Raw genomic sequence first — 18337 nt, forward strand, 5'->3', positions numbered from 1 at the left:
AAATTAATCACTCGCCTTACGAAAAATCATCTTTAATTCTTCTTCCCATTCCACTTCTAATACTTGATCTATACTCTCATCATTACCCTCATAGATCGTATAGTCAACTCCACAGCTGTCACAACAATTCCGGATATCAGGATTAGTATATTCCTCATTGAAATAAGCTAATAGCTTTTTCCTTCTACATCCCTCAGTTGAAAGCCAATTTGTCATCTTACGTAATTTTTCCTGTTTAATCATAATCCTGTTTTCAATCTCAGACCAAATGTGAGAAATAAGACTCTCCGGCTTGAGTTTCAGATTATTTAAACCCATTAAGTGATTTTCTATATATCGCCATTGAATTTCTGTTAATCCACACTGTTCATTTATCTTTTCGAAAGAGACTGGTTCATTATTATTTGCCTGCAAAAAATAAATCGTTCGATAAAGTTTATCATAAGTCGGAAATTCGGATTCCACCAATGATTTAGGTACTTCATAATCAGCATCTGTTAACATCGTAATTGCAAGACTTGGGGACCTATCTCTACCAGCTCTTCCAATCTCCTGCATATAAGATTCTAATTGAGCGGGGAAATGAAAATGGATAACATACCGGATATTTTGCTTATTAATTCCCATTCCAAATGCATTTGTACAGCATACAACTTTTAGTTGATCATATAAAAATTGCTGCTGAATGAGAATTCGCTGCTCTTGATCCATTCCACCATGATAATAACCAATACCATTTGCACCTGATTCAATAAGAATTTGGGCGAGTCGTTCTGCCCACAATCTACTTGAACAATAAATGACCCCAGGACCTTTTAATGAACGAACTAAATGAAGGATTCGAGTTATTTTTTCATCAATTGTTTTATGTTTTTCTACTGTTAACGCAATATTTGGACGATCAATTGAATAGATGAAAGCTTTATTTCCTGAACGAAATTGAAGAATTTTTTGGATGTCCTCCAGTACCTCACTTGTTCCTGTTGCTGTTAAAGCTAAGCAAGGAGGCTGCCCCAGTTTTTTTCTAATCTCCCCTAATTTAGAATAGTCTGGCCTGAAATCATGCCCCCACTGTGAGATACAATGGGCTTCATCTACAACGAACAATGAGATTTTCGCTTTCATTAATGCATTTTGTACATATTCATATTGAAGGATTTCTGGAGAAGCATAAATATATCGATATTTGTTAATAGATTGTAAATACATCTTCCTTTTATTAAAGGGAATAGTGCTATTTAATGCAATGACGCTCTTCTCGCCTCTTAGTTTAATTTGCTCAACTTGGTCCTCCATTAAAGATAACAAAGGTGAAACAATTAAAATTGGGCCATTTAACAGGTATCCAGGAAGCTGGTAACATAGTGACTTGCCTCCTCCAGTAGGAAGCATCGCTACAACATCCTTCCCATTTAAGACCGCTTCAATTATTTCCTTTTGCCCTGTTCGAAAATGTTCAAGATGAAAGTAAGATTTCAACACAATACCTAATTGCTGGTTCATTCGTTCCTCCCATTCATTGCAAAGACTAGTCTTATTTGAAAGTAACTGAATTGATGATTTAAATATTCTTTTACTTTTTTCAACTGATATGTTTTAAGGACCTCAATTGCAGCAGTAATTCGTTTGATATCCTCTTTCGATAAATAAGGATCTGGCGTATAAGTATTATCATGTAGCGTGATTTCTACGATATGATCCTCTATCGTGCTCTCCTTTAGCCTACGAATAACTGCAATTTCCGATAGACTGATTCCTTTTAACAAATAGGAGCGTGTTATTGCAGTTGAAGCAGTAAGCGTATTTTTTTGTTGCTTATCTTTAATGATCTCCTTTAATACTAAATGTTTATGTCCAATTACTTGTTGCTGCTGAATAATCGAATGAACGATATTCCAAAATTGCAAGTAAATATATATAGGGTCATCTTTATGCTTTAACGCTATTTGCTCAAATGTTAGTCCTACTCTTTGACTTGAGGTTAGTCTTTGAATAAAAATTGTTGCTTCTTTGTTCGATTGTAAAAGAAGCAGTTGCTTTAATTCTTCGTACAATAAGTTTATAAGATCCGATTTTGAATTTTCTCTTAAAAATTTTTTAACCCATTGCAGATCCTCTTGATTTTTAGTTAATGGCAAGTAATGATTTCTTTCATACACACTATTAGATAAAACCTGTACAAGTAAAGAAAGTCTTCTCCAAAAAACCCTAGCAATATCCCCATATTCCCAACCATTTAAAGCAGATGGAATTGGCTTAACTTTTTGATTTTCAACCAAAATGAAATGACCTTTTTCAGTTAATGCATAATGCTGACTTGTTAATAGTTCAATTAGTCCAGCTTTCCATATTTGTTCACATGCATCATTTAACTGTTGCCGTGAAAGCCTAGGAAAAAGACTGAACATATGTGATAGGTTAAAAAGTTTGCCATCTTGAATTGTTTGTGAAGATTTTTTCCCATTAAGCAAATGATATATAGCGGAGAGAGATCTTTCTCCATTAAAATGTTTAACACAATTTAGCAGTACAAATTGAAAATAACCTTGTTTCATTATATCACCCTACAATGTTTGACAATATTCGAGCTACACTGTTTATTTTAACAAATTTTTGGACATTCGTTTACAAAATAAGCATATTTTATTGACTACTTTAGATGTGAAAAGGATTATCAATAGAGTTTTTTATTGAAATGTCCAAAAAACAGATTTACAATACTAATTAGGAACATGATTAGCTGTTGATATAAGTGAAAAAGAATTTCTCAACTTTTAAGTTCTACCATATGATGATATGGTATTAATTATTTCAGGAGGTTTGTTTTATATGGCAAAATATACTATCGTAGACAAAGACACTTGCATCGCATGTGGTGCTTGTGGCGCTGCAGCACCAGACATTTATGATTATGACGACGAAGGTATCGCATTTGTTACCTTAGACGATAACCAAGGTATTGTCGAAGTTCCAGAGGTACTTGAAGAGGATATGATGGATGCTTTTGAAGGCTGCCCAACCGATTCTATCAAGATCGCTGACGAAAAATTCGATGGTGACGCGTTAAAATTTGAATAGTAAATTAAAACCCTCTGCTAAGTTGCAGAGGGTTTTTGTTATACTTGCTTATAATTTATTATTAATTGGTTTGTTAACCAAGTTCTCATTTTCGACATTATAGCGATTATCAGCAGTGTGACTATTAATCCTTTTATAAGGTTGAATGGTAAAATTGCCGCAACAACTAGCTGTCTTGTCGCTTCTGAAGTCATCGCAGGCATATTTAAAAATAATGTATATGCAGGCATGATGACAAAATAATTTAATATGCTCATAATAACAGTCATTAACAATGTACCAATTGCAAGCCCAACGAGTAGACCTTTCAGATTTTTAAATCGTCTAAACAGATACGCTGACGGTAAAATAAATAATGAGCCAGCAATAAAGTTTGATATTTCACCTACAGGAACACCTGTCGCACTTCCCTGAATGAGATAGTGAAGAATATTTTTTATGGCTTCTACCATTAGTCCTGCTGCTGGTCCAAAAACAATCGCTGCAATTAATGCAGGTACATCACTAAAATCAATCTGTAAAAAGCTTGGAAAACCCGGAAATGGGAAATCAAGCATCATGAGCAAGTATGCTATACTGCTTAGCATTCCTACTGTTACATGTTTTCTAACTTTACTTTGTTGCATCATTTTTCTCTCCTTTTCTGATCGCACTTGAAAAAGAGAAAGTTCTTAGACTACATAAAACAAGCCCCTGTATTATCATTGTCTTATAAAGAACAACAATAACATCAGGGGCAATTTCACAAGTCTAAATAAACGTTTAAAAAACGTAAATTTTAAACGTTTGAACCTCCATCTTCTCTCATCCAGACTATACTGTCGGTTCTGGATTCACACCAGATCCTGCCCAATAATAAAGGCTCGCGGACTTTGAAAAATTATTTCCATCACCGCCGGTCGGGAATCTCACCCTGCCCCGAAGATTGATCATTTTATTTAGTTTTTAACTCTTTAGTAGTATATAACTTTAACCGAATTTTGTATAGAAATAAGTATTCTCTACTCTAGAACTCGGAGATAAGATACCACTAAGGATAAAGAATACGCTTTCGTACTTTAGTGCTTTAACGGATTTTTGACAAAATTGCCTTAATATGTTAAATTATCAGATATTTAAACTGTACTTTGGGGGGATTTTAATATGATCCATGTTCTAGTTTCAGACTCAATGAGTAGCGAAGGTTTACAACCATTATTAGATGCAGCACATATTAATGTAGTGCAAAAAAAGGTTGAAGAGGTTGATCATGAGCTCCACTTGTTTGATGCATTACTAGTTAGAAGTGCCACCAAGGTTACGGAAGAATTGTTTGAAAAGATGACAAATCTTAAAATTGTAGGTCGTGCTGGTGTTGGTGTTGATAACATTGATATTGAAGCAGCAACAAAACATGGTGTTGTTGTTATTAATGCACCAAATGGAAATACAATTTCAACAGCAGAGCACACTTTTGCGATGATGGCATCATTATTACGTCATATCCCTCAAGCAAATGTTACAGTTAAATCAAATGAATGGAATCGTTCTGCTTTTGTTGGTACAGAATTATACGGTAAGTCTTTAGGTATTATCGGGTTCGGAAGAATTGGTGGAGAAATAGCGAAGCGTGCACGTGTATTTGGAATGAATATTCTCGTTTTCGATCCATTCCTTACGAAAGATCGGGCAGAAAAAATTGGTGTTAGTAACTGTACATTAGATGAGCTTTTAACAAATGCTGATATTATCACAGTCCATACACCACTTATAAAAGAAACACGAGGTATTCTCAACAAAGAAACAATTGCAAAAACAAAAAAAGGTGTATATTTATTGAACTGTGCTCGTGGTGGAATCATCGATGAGGCAGGATTGATACATCATCTAGAAAACGGTCATGTAGCTGGAGCTGCCTTGGACGTATTCGAAGTAGAGCCTCCAGTTAATAATAAGCTTCTTAAATTTGACAATGTTATCGTAACACCACACTTAGGTGCATCAACAAAAGAAGCTCAATTAAATGTTGCAGCCCAAGTAACTCAAGAGGTATTAAATTTCTTAGATGGTAAACCAGTTACATCATCTATAAATTTACCAACTCTTACAAAAGAGCTTTTCGATAAAATTCAACCTTTTTATCACCTTGCTAAAAAGATGGGTAATATTGTTTCACAATGCATGAAGGTACCAGTACAAGAAGTTGCGATTCAATATGAAGGATCTGTAGCTGAACTTGAAACTTCATTCATTACGAAAGCTTTATTATCAGGATTTTTAGGTGCTAGGGTTGATATAACTGTAAATGAAGTTAATGCAGGTATGATTGCTAAAGAAAGAGGCATTTCGTTTAGTGAGAAAATCACCTCAAATAACTCAGGTTACGAAAATTTATTAGAAGTAAAAGTATTTGGAGACAATCAAAACTTTGTTCTAAGAGGTACTCATGTTCCACACTATGGGGAACGAATTGTCGGTATAAATGACTTTAATATTGATTTCTATCCAACAGGACATTTATTGTACATTCAACACCAAGATAAACCAGGTGTAATTGGACGCGTTGGTAAAGTGTTAGGTGATCATGAGGTTAACATTGCTACTATGCAGGTTGGTCGTAAAGAAAAAGGTGGCGAAGCAATCATGATGTTAGCTTTTGACCGACCTTTAGATGATACATTAACTAGTCAATTAGCAGCCTATGATGACATAGTTTCTGTAAAATCAATTGATTTGTAATAAGGATGTTTTGATGGCTGAATACAATAAAGTGGTTCGGTTCAGCCACTTTTATATTATTCTCTTGTAATGTGGATGTCGATGCGACGTTATCCACATTACAAGAAATTCATGCTAAATTAAGAAAACTGGAAGGTTTACATTTAGGATTTGTAAAAGTCAGTTTTTTTTATCATTCGTTTTTACTTATTAATAAAACTTGTTGAGGATGAAGGAGTTCATTGCTTAATCGATTTGCCTTTTTTATGGCTTCAGGATCCATACTAAACTCTTTGGCAATTGACTGAAGCGTGTCACCAGCTTTCACAACATAGCTTTTTTCATTGTTCAAATAGACTTTAAGCTCTTGTCCCGGGTAAATAACATCAGAGTCTAACGTATTCCATTCCAGCAGTGATTTAATCGTTACCTTATAGTTTTGTGACAATCCCCATAGGGTGTCACCCTCTCTGACTGTTATCACCTTTTTTTGCTGATTTTTTTCTTGTTGTTCATTTAAAGACTTATCAATAGAAGTTGAATGAACCTTTGTTTGAACTGACTTCTGTTTTACTTCAGTCGAATCTTGAACTTTTTGGATTGACTCTTGATCAATGGTTTTGTGATCGTGTTCTGCATGAACAGTTGAATTTGACAAATCGAATACAAACAGAGGATCTAATGCATGTGATTTATCATAAGTCCATTCTCCTTCATGCAATTCAAAATGTAAATGTGTTCCTGTCGATACACCAGTATTACCGATAATGCCTAGAGTTTGCCCTCTTTTAACCATATCTCCTTCTTCAACCATTCTCGTACTTAAATGAGCATAAACAGTTTCGTAGCCTTCTGGATGTTCAACAAATACTACATGTCCATATGTATTGGAGTAATACGATTTTGTTACTTCACCATCAGATACTGAGACAATTTTTTCACCTTCAGGAGCAGCAATGTCAATTCCTTTATGGTTACCATTTCTCGTGCCAAATGTATCCGTAATTTCCCCATCAACAGGTTGCACCCAGTTATCATCTAACTCATCTATGTATGATTGGGCATTCACTGGCTTACTTCCCATAAAGATCATTCCAATAAAAAGTCCAATCATGGTCATCACTATAATATGTCTTACTTTTACTAGCATTTTTCTCCCCCTACATTTTTTTGGATTTTTCGTAACGCTCCGTTTTAAATCCATCGACTAAATAAAATGGTTATTAAGTGAATTTACGAAGGATTTACAATACTTCACCAGCATGTACGAAAAACGCACTTAGTATGCTCAGGCTTGATGTGAAAGTTTCAAATGATAATATCCTATCCACTTGAATGATTGATCATTCGACACAAATAGCAAGTCTCATTTTGCTACACGGACATTGTATGTATGCTCGTCTAGAAACAGAACAACTGTAGTATATTGCATTTATTTCCTTAATATACATAAGTTGAACTTTTACTGTAAATAACCCCTATAATTGCTCAGAACTAAAGATAATTGCTAGTTAAAACAAAAAGAGACCCTAAAAAATGAGTCTCTAACTAATTACCTTCAATTGGATTTGGGGAATAAGGCACTTCTATTGGCTTAGTAACATCCATGACACCGACCTTATCAATATTGATCCCATTAAACTGAACAGTTTTATAACCAAATTCTTTAGCTGTTAATAAAATAGATTCAAACATAATTATCGTTGGTTCACTGTTTTCAAATTCAACACCTTGATTAAATTCGATTTCTAACATGTCACCATTTTCATTTACCTTTATCGTTGTAATGTTATTCATTATTGTAGGTTTTAAACTACGCTCTTCTAGCCCTTTCTTCATCGCTTCGAAAGCACTATCAACTGAGTCATATGGATCTGGCGATGGGACAAGAAGCTTTAGAGTATCCTCGTCAAATTGATATAGGAAATATGCCTTTTTCGTTTCTTTCTTTACAACTAAATCTTTCTTATGACCTGTTTGACCGAATTCAATTCCTTCTTTTTCATTTGTATAAAGTTTTGCATTTTTATAATCTAGCCATCTAAAAGTTTCTATAATGGCATTTTGATATAACATATCATGACTAGATGATTTTACATTTGGTTCCCCATTATATTCAATGTTAATTTCCTCGGGATTATCTGTTTCCAATATATCTGTTTTACTTAATTCATACGAAATCGGACCAAGTTCATCTATATAAGTTTCTGGATTTACCTCTTCAATTTGTTCCAACTTTTCCTTCTTCTCATTCGCCTCTAAACTTATAGGTATAATATTTTGTGCTTGTGGATCAGTAAAACCAACTGTAATGATCTCTTCTGCATCATGTTCACTGGCCACAAATGTTTCCTTTTTATCCCTTTTTAAATGAGTATTAGCTAGTGTATTTTGCTCTTGATTACTTCCTTGTTTTGAATTTGCCTCAGCCATTTTATTATCGTTAGCAGAATCATTCTCAATTGTTGCTGTTTCCTCTGATATTTTCGCTGTTGACATATCCATTGAACTTTCTTTATTTGTTGTGAAATTTTGAAAAATAAATGGAGAGATTAAAGCGAATATCAAAAGCGCTGCAACAGTAGCAACAGCAGGAGTAATCCAACTTCGTGACTTTTTATTAATCTGCCGTTTATATTGAATGCTTTGAAAGATGTCTTTAGCAGTTTGTTTATCTTTAACAGAGGGCAACTGCTTCAAAAGCTGTTCGAGTTGTTCTTCACTCCACTCTTGTCTTTTCAATAGAAAACCCCTCCTTTTCAGATATGCTTATCATTTGCTTTTGCAACTGTTTTATAGCACGATGCTGCGTTGTTTTTACTTTACTTACCGTCCAACCAAGAGCTTCCGCTGTTTCTGAAATTGATAGTTCTTGTAGATACCGTAAAATAAGTACAGAACGTTGGTCAATCGAGCATACGTCAAGTGCTTTGTATAACCATTTAACCTGTTCATTTTGCAAGGCAACCTCATCAGGTAACACTTGATCATCCTTTATCTGCTGTTTATCCCAATCAAATTTTTCTAAAATCCGCATGCGAATTGTTTTTTGTTTGCGAAACCAATCAATGGCAACATGTCTAGCAATTGAAAATAGCCATGTTTTTTCACTACTTCTTCCTTGGAATGTATCGTAAGCCTTTAAAACTCGAATATACACCTCTTGCACAAGGTCTTCAGCCTGTTCACGGTTTTTCACCATATAGAATAAAAATTGAAAAAGATCATGATGATATTTTTCATATATTCTCTGAAAGGTATCCTCCATGAATGCCCCTCCATTCTTTTATTTAGTCGTAAATAAATAGGAAAAGTTGCATAGATGTAATATGAAATGTATTTGAAACATTTATGTAATATTTGACATCAACTATATTTAACTTTAGCATACAAACTTGTAATCTCTAAGGTTATTTTAAAAAATTCACAAAAGATTTGGCTTTTGTTACTTCTTATCACTATATAAACCTAAAACAGAGTGTTATATGTAAAAACATTAAAAAGCGACTCATATTGTATTAGAGTCGCAGTGTTATTATTACGCACTTTTCTACATACCTTATCAAAGCTCAGAGAGTTCCTCTTCTGAAATTACTTTAATACCTTCCCTCTTTAGCAGCGCTGAAGTAACTCCATCTCCAGCTATTTTTTTGTTTTGAAAACTACCATCATAAATCATTTTTGATCCACATGAGGGGCTATATTCCTTTAGTACAACACAAGATACCTTGTTCAAGTTTACTAGTTCCAATGTACGAAGGGCACCATTAATATAAAGTTCTGTTACATCTTTACCTGATTTTTCAATAACCTTTGCACGACCTTCTAAAACATCATTTCCATATCCACCAATAATTTCAGCTGGCTCTCTTGGCGTTAAAAAGCCTCCTAATAACTCTGGGCAAACCAACATCGCTTTTTTATCATCAACTAATTCTTGAATTTCCCCATTTAAACTAGCTGTTCCATTATAACGGCATTTAACCCCTGCTAAGCAGGAACTAACGAGAATCATCGAAAGGCTCCTTATACTAATTGTCTTTTTTTGAAGGCTTGCTCTTAAATACAAGTGCACTTCTTTCGTATTCAACATCACTAATTCCTAAGCGAAAATTAATCACTCTTGCAATCGCAAAAAAGTAATCTGACAAACGATTTAAGTATTTTAAGACAATATCATTTATCTCCATTTCTTTTTGAAGTGTTACTGTACATCTTTCAGCACGGCGAGTAACAGTTCTTGCAAGGTGGATTACAGCAGCTGCCGGGCTGCCTCCAGGTAAAATAAACCGCTCTAATTCAGGGGCTTCTTTCACATAATGGTCAATTCTTTCTTCCAAAAAAGAAACCATTTCAGCGGTTGTTTTATATGGATATTTTTCTTTTACAACTGCTAAATCGCCCCCACAATCGAATAACTCATGTTGAATTTTTTCTAGCTCTTTGTAAATATCATCGAACAATGAGTCTGTAAGTAATGTCATTGCCTGTCCTACAAAGGAATTGGCCTCATCAATCGTTCCATATGCTTCTACACGTAAATCGTCTTTATCCACTCTTGCACCAATAAGGCTGGTTTTTCCGTTATCACCTGTTCTAGTATATAAATTCAACTTTTTTCACACTCCAATCTTCTTTCCTAGCTCAATATATATATCGTTTTTCCATTATGTATACAATTCGACTTACTATTTCAATTCACCTTTTATAGATGAATTAAAAATACGTTTGATATAAAAAAATAGCCTATTCCTACGAATAGGCTATTTAATGAAAAAGTTTGTCACACAATTTACGCATGCAAATTGTTTCTTATGAAACAAGATTGTTCGTCATTTTCAATCAGAATCTAGCTTTTTTCGTGGTAAAAAGATACTAAATGTCGTACCTTCTCCTATTTTACTATGAACTTGGATTTTCCCTTGATGTGCTTCCACAATATTCTTCGCAATAGCTAACCCAAGACCTGTTCCAGCTCTTCCTCTAGTTCTAGCTTTATCAGCTTTATAGAATCGTTCGAAGACAAACGGGAGATCTTCTTCAGGGATTCCACTACCTGAATCTTGAACTTTTAGTGAAATTCCATTTTCATTATTTGAAACAACGATAGAAACAGTGCCATTTTCAGAGGTGTGCCTTATGGCATTATCAATTAAATTTGTTAACACCTGCTCAATCTTGTCTGCGTCTAATACATAAATTGTTTCATCTAAATCAATATCTGCTTTTAAAGATATTATTTTCTCTTTTGCAAGGCCTTGAAACTTACGATTTATTTTATCGATAAAATTCGGTACAGAAATCTCCTCAAGATTTAGGGAGATATGCCCAGCTTCCATTCTAGCTAAATCTAATAAATCATTAACTAAACGACCCATTCGCAGAGATTCATCATGAATAACTTGTGCAATCTCTTTCTTCTCATCATCAGTGCTAGCAATATCATCAACGATTGCTTCACTATATCCTTGAAGCATTGATATTGGTGTTCGTAATTCATGACTCACATTCGCAATAAAGTCCTTACGGAGCTTGTCTAATCGACGTTCCTCTGTCATGTCTCTAAGCACTGCAACTGCTCCTCGAACATAGGATTGATTATATAATGGACTCATTAATATAACCCAGCTTCTTCCTTGAAGCGATATTTCTAGAACCTGTTCCTTTTCTGTATTAACTACAAGATGAAACAAATCATTTGCCTCTGGAGGAAGTTCTTCACTAGTTTGAATATTCATTCCTTGCTCATAATACCACGCCTGCAAGAATCGCTCTGCAGGGGGATTTGTGACTAATATTGTTCCGTTTATATTTAATGTAATAACTCCATCTGCCATACTACTTAATATATTTGATAAATGCTCCTTTTCTTGATTAAGTGCATTTATATGGAATTTTAATTGCCGCCCCATTTGATTAAAGGCAATACCAAGCTCTCCTATTTCATCATTAGACATTATTGGCACCTTCATATCAAACTTTCCTCTTGCAAGGTTTTGAGCAACCTCTTTCATTTTCCTTAAAGGATAGGTAATTCTCGTAGATAAAAAGAAAGCGAAAATTGTTGTTAAGATTATAGCGATACCCGCAGCTAAAATAATATATTTTGTTGTATATTTAGTAGTTTCGTGAACAGCTAACAGCGATTGCGAGATAAAAACAGCACCGTTATCATGTTCAGAAATTTTATAAGGTACGCCAACAATTAAGATTTCATCTTCACCGTTTGCTAATGGATTATTTGGATTAACTAGATTAGTTCGTTTGCTTATATTCTGGTCCTTAGTTAATACAGCAGCGAGATCTGGATCTTTTTCAATATCAGCAAATTCTAGAGCAGGTATTTCTTTATCTAGATTAGGTGAATTCCAATAGGTATCCCCGTCTTTTATAATCAGAATATGAGTTAATTCATCAGTTAATTCCCATGTAATTGATCTTGCAAGTTGTTGATCCTCATGACTTTCCATGATTGCAGATACTTTATTTGCAAGCTGAGCTAGTTCTTCTTCAGCCTCAGCAACATGATAATTTTCAATAAACTCGAGCATTAAAATTGTTAGAACAAATAAGACAAAGCAAACGAGTAATAAAATCGTTCCCCATAGCTTTCCTACAACACTTCTCCAAAGTATCATGCATTATTAACCTCAAATTTGTAGCCAACTCCCCAAACCGTTACAATCATTTTTGCAGCTTCAGGTGACACTTTGCTTAACTTTTCACGAAGACGTTTAACATGTGTATCAACTGTACGTAAGTCTCCGAAAAATTCATACTGCCATACTTCTTTTAAAAGCTTTTCACGGTCATACACTTTATCAGGTGTTTTAGCTAGAAAATATAATAGTTCATATTCCTTAGGGGTTAAACTCACCTCAGTTCCATCAGCGGTTACACGATGTGCATCATGATCAATAGAAAGATGTGGAAAAACGATAACATTTTTCGCTTTTGTATCCGTTTTTAAGTAAGAGGTCTGTGATGATCTTCTTAGCAAAGCCTTAACACGTAAAACAACCTCTCTTGGACTAAATGGTTTCACGATATAATCATCTGTTCCAACCTCAAAGCCTTGAACTCGATTCGCTTCTTCCCCTTTTGCTGTAAGCATGATTATCGGGGTTGCTTTTTTTTCTCGAAGTTGTTTACAAACTTCTATTCCGTCAATACCAGGCATCATTATATCTAACATAATAAGGTCATATTCGTTATTTAATCCCAGCTCTAATGCCTCATCACCATTTTCAGCTTCTTCAATTACATAATTTTCTCTTTCTAAATACATGCGTATAAGTCGACGGATTCGATCTTCATCATCAACAACTAGAATTCTTGCACTTTGATTATCTTCCATTTGGAGCCCTCCCTAGTATGTAGTACGTATAATGAAAAGCCTTCACTGCATTGGAGTGAAGGCTTTGATAGCAGCGTTGCAATTATTTTTATGCTACTTAGCACATTTAATTGACGATCTTACTATTATTTTAGGATTTCCTTTTCTTTATGCATAAGAATGCAAGCCTGCGATAACTAAATTAACAAAAATCAAATTAAACATAATGATTGCGAATCCTATAACTGCAAGCCATGCTGACTTCTCTCCATGCCAGCCTTTTGAGAGACGGAGATGTAAGTATGCAGCATAAAATAACCAAGTAATTAGTGCCCATACCTCTTTCGGGTCCCAACCCCAAAATCGGGTCCATGCGATTTGTGCCCAAATCATTGCAAAGATCAATGCACCTAGTGTAAATACAGGAAAACCAATTGTAACCGAACGATAGCCAATTTCATCGACGAGATCAAGATTAATATTTTTCGTAAATGGTTGAAGCAAAGCTGAGATTCGTTTACGAAATAATAGCCTAAATAAACCATATAAAAGGGTACCTACAATTGTTGACCAAATAACAGTATTTACCTTGTTTGCAGAAAAAAGTGCTGGAAGCTCAACTAAAGGTGCAAATTTTCCTTCTGTCACCAATTCTCCTTCATGTGGACCTACTAAAGCCGGTAAATTAAATGTCATTACAGCTTCTTGATCATTTTTATCAATCCAATTAAATTCTGCTTCATATCCCAGTCCCTTAAATGTTGACGTAACAACGATAAACCCTATAGTTATAACTAGAATATACATGACAAATTCTAACCATCGCGTTTTACTCGTTGATTTTGTTTGATCAACAACAGTGACAAGGTGTATAATCCCTGCGATCGCACTGATTGCTAGAATTGCTTGACCTAATGCAGCTGTTGTTACGTGAATGTATAACCAGTGACTTTGTAATGATGGAATAAGTGGACTAATATCTGATGGAAACATGCTTCCATATGCAATAATTAAAATAACAATAGGTAAAGTAAACAGACCTAATACTGCAACTTTGTATATGAAAAATAGGATTATGAAAGCGAGGACAAGCATCATACCAAACGCTGTTGTAAACTCAAAGAGATTACTAACCGGCGCATGTCCAGATGCTATCCATCTTGTAATAAAATAGACTAATTGTGAAGCAAAACCTAAAATGGTTGTCCCTACTGCCAGTATAGTCCACTTACTCATTTTATCTAACTTGCTTCGTTTATCTCGGATTGAGCCACCAAATAGAAAGATGGCCACTAAATACAAAATAAACGCAATTTCTAAAAATGTACTACTTAATGATGCCACGTTTTCCCCTCCTTTTAGAAATGTGTATGTGCCATGACAGCCTCATAGGACAAGCATTGGAGCTAGTACAGAAAGCTAAGTCCAGAAGTTCTATTCATTAGTAATTATTTTTTTCATTTGATCTTTAGGGATTGTCAAAGAAGTACCATCTAAAATCAGTTTCAATTCCTGTGACAAACCGTACCAATTTTTATTTGTGTGACCAGCAATTAATAATTCATCATCACTACGTCTGATCCAAATTCGACGATGATTCCAATACATACCTTGAATAACACCAATCATAAAAATTGCCCCACCTAATGCTAAAAACCAAAGTGTTAAATCTTTTCTGACAGTTAATGCTGTTAAATTCTTTGTTTCAACACCTTGAAATTTCATCTTGTATTGATTATCTCCTGATGGCTCTATCGTCTGTTGAATCGCAACAAAACTTGTCTCGCCTTTAGGAGTTTCAGGTGTAATCATTTTGAAAACAAAAGCAGGATTATTTGGTATCCTTGTTTTTGTTGATGGAACACCTTCCTCATTAAAGAAAAAGTCTGGAAGATAAGTTGAAATTTCAACTTTATATCCATTTCCTAAATCGTAATTTGATTGAGGATCTAGAAGATCTACTGTAATTTCTCCAAAACTCTTTTCTGTTTCTTTATCTATTAAACTAAATGTCATTTTATTTAATTCATCTAGCTTATAATCTACTTGATAAAGTGAAAAAGAATTAAATTTAAGTGGTTCATTGACACGAATTTCTTCTTGCTTCACCTCTTCAAGATTAGGCTCTGCACCATGGACAATTTCACCTTTTCTTTCATATAAAACAACATTCGATTGGAAATTCTTAACAACACTTCCGTCTCCAACACGGGTAATTGCATCCGCGAAGACCTCATTTTCTTTGTCTTTCTCGTAAACTTCCATTATAAATTCTTTATTTTCTAGGTAGTATTTCCCTTCTGTTCCTGGTATGACTGCTGTCTCTCCTTCTCTAACCCAAAGCACTTCATCAACATACATTCCAGGTATAAAGCGAAGCATTGCCCCAAATAAGAATAATATTAATCCACAATGATTGACATAAGGACCCCATCTTGAAAAACGACCTTTTTCTGCTAATAAGTTTCCATTTTCTTCTCTAACATTGTAACGGCGAGATGTTAATCGTTCTTTAATGGTTTCAAGGTTTGTTTCATCAGTTTTAGTAGCACTAAACAACCTCTGGCGCTTCATAAACGATGCATGTCTAGTAACACCTTGCTTTTTCAATGCTCGATATAATGGTACAAAACGATCTAAGCTTGCAATAACGAGTGAAATACCTAATGATGCAACTAAGATCATATACCACCATGAACCATATAAATTATGGAAACCTAAGTCATAATACAACTGACCTAGAACTCCATATTCATCTTTATAGAACTCACTTGCGGTCATTGTCGGAGGTATATACATTTCCTGTGGAAAAACTGTTCCTAGTGCAGAAGCAATTAAGAGCAATACAATGATCCATATTCCAACTTTAACAGATGAAAAGAAATTCCATATTTTATCTATAAATGTCTTTTTATAAGTTTGAGAACGTCTTGCAGATCCTTCATATTTCATATCCAATAGATGTTTAGGTTCTTTTTGCTCTTTATCACCTATCGGATTCCCACATGATTCACATATATGTGTTCCCTGCGGATTTGCATGACTACATTCACATTGTACCTTATTCATGCTGAAAACTCCCCATTTATGGTTTAATCTGTTCCATAAAATCCCTTACCATTCTCTCTGTCAATGAACCTGAAGTAATATGTACGACTTCACCCTCTGGGTTAATTAGAAACGTTGTTGGCAGAGGACCTACACCATAAGCATCTAACACTTGACGATCTTTATCCAGTATGACAGGGAATGACAAATCATGTTTGTCCACAAAGCTTTGAACCGCAACATTGGATTCAGCAATATTAACTGCTAAGACTTCAACACCTTGAGTTTTATAGTACTCATATTGATTATCCATATAAGGCATTTCTCGTTCACAAGGCTCACACCATGTTCCCCAAAAGTTTAAAAATACACCTTTACCCTTGTAATCTGAAAGCTGGTGCTGTTTTCCCTCTAAATCAGTTAATACAAAATCGGGTGCTTCACTCCCAACCTTTACCTTCTCTTTGCTCACAATAAAATTTGAATATAATGTATATCCTAACGCACCAATTAATAAAATTAATATAATAGAGCGCATAAGTAAACGTTTCTTCTTCATTTACAAACTCCCCTACACTTAAACATTCAGTGTCATTATAACATTATCCATATAGATGGTTTGCTGCAGTTTTTGAAGTTTATGTGAAAATTGTCTTACTTGTTGCCATGGAGAGCAAGAGCTCGAAGCTGTTTGACTTCATGTGGTGATAATTCTCTTGAATCACCTGTAGCAAGACCTTTTAAATCTAGAAATGCATATTGTTCTCTTTTTAACTTTTGGACAGGGTGACCAATCGCTTCTAGCATTCGTCTTACTTGACGATTACGACCTTCATGTATTTTCAGCTCAATAATACACGTCTGCTTTTTTTTGTCTACGGATAATACCTTTACTTTTGCAGGAGCCGTTTTTCCATCCTCAAGATGGACACCCTTTTCAAGTTGTCTTACCTTCTCACGAAGTGGGATGCCTTTAATTTTCGCAACATATGTTTTTTCAACCTCATAGCGTGGATGCATAAGAATATTGGCAAATTCACCGTCGTTTGTTAGAAGTATCAGTCCGGATGTATCATAATCAAGTCTTCCAATTGGATAAATCCGTTGCTTTATATAAGGGAAAAAGTCCGTAACAACCTTTCTACTTTTATCATCTTTTGCAGCCGATATTACACCTGTAGGTTTATACAATAATAAATAAACAGGTTCCTCCCGTTCTAATGGTACTCCTTCAACCTCGACTCGATCTTGATCGGTCACTTTTATTCCGAGTTCCTTTACTACTTTTCCATTCACTTTTACTTTACCTTCTACTATTAACTGCTCTGCTTTTCTTCTAGATGCTACACCGGCATGAGCAATTACTTTTTGTAAGCGTTCCATCTTGTTCACCTCGTTAACATATTACTGCTTTCCAGTTTTTTTCACAAGTTTCGACAAGTTTAGTTGAAAAAAACAACATCAATTTACTATCATTTCACCTATTATCATTTTTTCGATATTAAACGTCAAATTGTGCTTTACCATCATACCACAATTCCTATTCTATGTTTAAATTACGTTTAACCGCTAGTTTTGTTATATGCACCATAAAGAGACTGACCTAAACGGGCCAGCCTCTTTCAATTTAGTATGAATTTCATCCTATGAGAACATTAATGTGACAATAACAATTGAAGCAACAATCCCAACAAGATCAGCTAATAAGCCCACCTTCAAAGCATCTCCCATTTTTTTAATACCAACAGCACCGAAATAAACGGTCAGTACATACAGTGTTGTGTCAGTACTACCTTGCATTGTTGCTGCTAACATTCCGATAAATGAATCAGGTCCATATGTAGCAATTATATCGGAGGTTAGTCCTAAAGCAGCTGTCCCTGATATTGGGCGAATAAAAGCTAAAGGGACTATTTCTGCCGGAATATTTAGAATATCTAGTGCAGGTTTCATTATATTCATTAAAAAATCTAATGCACCCGAAGCACGGAAGATTGAGATAGCTACAAGCATCCCAACTAAATATGGAATAATTGAAAAGGAAATGGTAATGCCTTCTTTTCCACCTTCAACAAATGTTTCATAAGTAGGAACCTTTTTTAAGGTTCCATATATTAAAATAAAACCAATTATTACTGGAATTAGCCATAAAGAGATCACTCCAATGATTCCCATGTT

At 34.7% G+C, this 18337-nt stretch carries 17 protein-coding genes and 1 riboswitch; of the genes, 2 read left to right on the forward strand and 15 right to left on the reverse strand.

Translation table 11 applies throughout. The features are described from left to right. Nucleotides 1-3 precede the first annotated feature (3 nt). Complete coding sequence (locus tag HUW50_RS26480; RefSeq protein WP_185653538.1) at nt 4-1503, reverse strand: RecQ family ATP-dependent DNA helicase; 1500 nt, start codon at nt 1501-1503, stop codon at nt 4-6. Then, nucleotides 1500-2555 carry a YpbB family protein gene (locus tag HUW50_RS26485; protein ID WP_185653539.1) on the reverse strand — a complete coding sequence of 352 codons (1056 nt, stop codon included), beginning with the start codon at nt 2553-2555 and terminating at the stop codon, nt 1500-1502. Before HUW50_RS26485 ends, HUW50_RS26480 begins: the two co-directional genes overlap by 4 nt. Before the next feature lie 274 nt (nt 2556-2829). Here HUW50_RS26485 and HUW50_RS26490 point away from each other — a divergent pair, with 274 nt between their 5' ends. Beyond that, the gene (locus HUW50_RS26490) at nt 2830-3078 is read left to right on the forward strand and encodes a ferredoxin (protein ID WP_066330021.1); all 249 of its coding nucleotides are present in this window, start codon (nt 2830-2832) and stop codon (nt 3076-3078) included. 38 nt (nt 3079-3116) lie between these two features. On the opposite strand, the gene HUW50_RS26495 is transcribed toward HUW50_RS26490, so the two are convergent. Further along, nucleotides 3117-3707, reverse strand: a complete 591-nt coding sequence (locus tag HUW50_RS26495) for an ECF transporter S component (RefSeq protein ID WP_066330022.1) — start codon at nt 3705-3707, stop codon at nt 3117-3119. 163 nt (nt 3708-3870) lie between these two features. After that, a riboswitch (FMN riboswitch) is annotated at nt 3871-4008 on the reverse strand. Between the two features lie 213 nt (nt 4009-4221). Here HUW50_RS26495 and serA point away from each other — a divergent pair. Then, complete coding sequence (gene serA, locus HUW50_RS26500) at nt 4222-5796, forward strand: phosphoglycerate dehydrogenase (protein ID WP_066330023.1); 1575 nt, start codon at nt 4222-4224, stop codon at nt 5794-5796. Nucleotides 5797-5968: 172 nt separating this feature from the next. Here serA and HUW50_RS26505 read toward each other — a convergent pair whose 3' ends face one another. From HUW50_RS26505 to HUW50_RS26560, 12 genes are all read right to left on the reverse strand, one after another. Beyond that, the gene (locus HUW50_RS26505; RefSeq protein ID WP_066330024.1) at nt 5969-6925 is read right to left on the reverse strand and encodes a M23 family metallopeptidase; all 957 of its coding nucleotides are present in this window, start codon (nt 6923-6925) and stop codon (nt 5969-5971) included. Nucleotides 6926-7323: 398 nt separating this feature from the next. Beyond that, a complete protein-coding gene (locus HUW50_RS26510) occupies nt 7324-8517 on the reverse strand; it encodes a GerMN domain-containing protein (RefSeq protein WP_066330028.1) in 1194 nt (397 codons plus the stop codon). After that, the gene (gene sigX / locus HUW50_RS26515) at nt 8495-9043 is read right to left on the reverse strand and encodes an RNA polymerase sigma factor SigX (protein WP_066330029.1); all 549 of its coding nucleotides are present in this window, start codon (nt 9041-9043) and stop codon (nt 8495-8497) included. Before sigX ends, HUW50_RS26510 begins: the two co-directional genes overlap by 23 nt. A gap of 294 nt (nt 9044-9337) precedes the next feature. After that, nucleotides 9338-9790 carry a 2-thiouracil desulfurase family protein gene (locus HUW50_RS26520; RefSeq protein WP_185653540.1) on the reverse strand — a complete coding sequence of 151 codons (453 nt, stop codon included), beginning with the start codon at nt 9788-9790 and terminating at the stop codon, nt 9338-9340. A 16-nt stretch (nt 9791-9806) separates the two neighbouring features. Continuing rightward, on the reverse strand, nt 9807-10388 hold the full coding sequence (locus HUW50_RS26525) for a cob(I)yrinic acid a,c-diamide adenosyltransferase (RefSeq protein ID WP_066330031.1): 582 nt from the start codon (nt 10386-10388) through the stop codon (nt 9807-9809). A gap of 225 nt (nt 10389-10613) precedes the next feature. Beyond that, nucleotides 10614-12413, reverse strand: a complete 1800-nt coding sequence (locus tag HUW50_RS26530; RefSeq protein WP_066330037.1) for an ATP-binding protein — start codon at nt 12411-12413, stop codon at nt 10614-10616. Then, nucleotides 12410-13132 carry a response regulator transcription factor gene (locus HUW50_RS26535; protein WP_066330039.1) on the reverse strand — a complete coding sequence of 241 codons (723 nt, stop codon included), beginning with the start codon at nt 13130-13132 and terminating at the stop codon, nt 12410-12412. The genes HUW50_RS26530 and HUW50_RS26535 overlap by 4 nt, the downstream gene beginning before the upstream one ends. Nucleotides 13133-13279: 147 nt before the next feature. After that, on the reverse strand, nt 13280-14455 hold the full coding sequence (gene ccsB, locus HUW50_RS26540; RefSeq protein WP_066330041.1) for a c-type cytochrome biogenesis protein CcsB: 1176 nt from the start codon (nt 14453-14455) through the stop codon (nt 13280-13282). A gap of 90 nt (nt 14456-14545) precedes the next feature. Continuing rightward, nucleotides 14546-16180: a cytochrome c biogenesis protein ResB gene (gene resB / locus HUW50_RS26545; RefSeq protein ID WP_066330043.1), complete on the reverse strand. Its 1635-nt coding sequence runs from the start codon at nt 16178-16180 to the stop codon at nt 14546-14548. A gap of 16 nt (nt 16181-16196) precedes the next feature. Further along, nucleotides 16197-16718, reverse strand: a complete 522-nt coding sequence (gene resA, locus HUW50_RS26550; RefSeq protein ID WP_066330048.1) for a thiol-disulfide oxidoreductase ResA — start codon at nt 16716-16718, stop codon at nt 16197-16199. Nucleotides 16719-16813: 95 nt separating this feature from the next. Then, nucleotides 16814-17542: a 23S rRNA pseudouridine(2605) synthase RluB gene (gene rluB / locus HUW50_RS26555; RefSeq protein ID WP_066330050.1), complete on the reverse strand. Its 729-nt coding sequence runs from the start codon at nt 17540-17542 to the stop codon at nt 16814-16816. Nucleotides 17543-17803: 261 nt separating this feature from the next. Next, the gene (locus HUW50_RS26560; RefSeq protein ID WP_066330052.1) at nt 17804-18334 is read right to left on the reverse strand and encodes a spore maturation protein; all 531 of its coding nucleotides are present in this window, start codon (nt 18332-18334) and stop codon (nt 17804-17806) included. Nucleotides 18335-18337 lie beyond the last annotated feature (3 nt).

The organism is Metabacillus sp. KUDC1714, from assembly GCF_014217835.1.
In the GTDB taxonomy this organism is placed as follows: Bacteria; Bacillota; Bacilli; order Bacillales; family Bacillaceae; genus Metabacillus; species Metabacillus rhizosphaerae.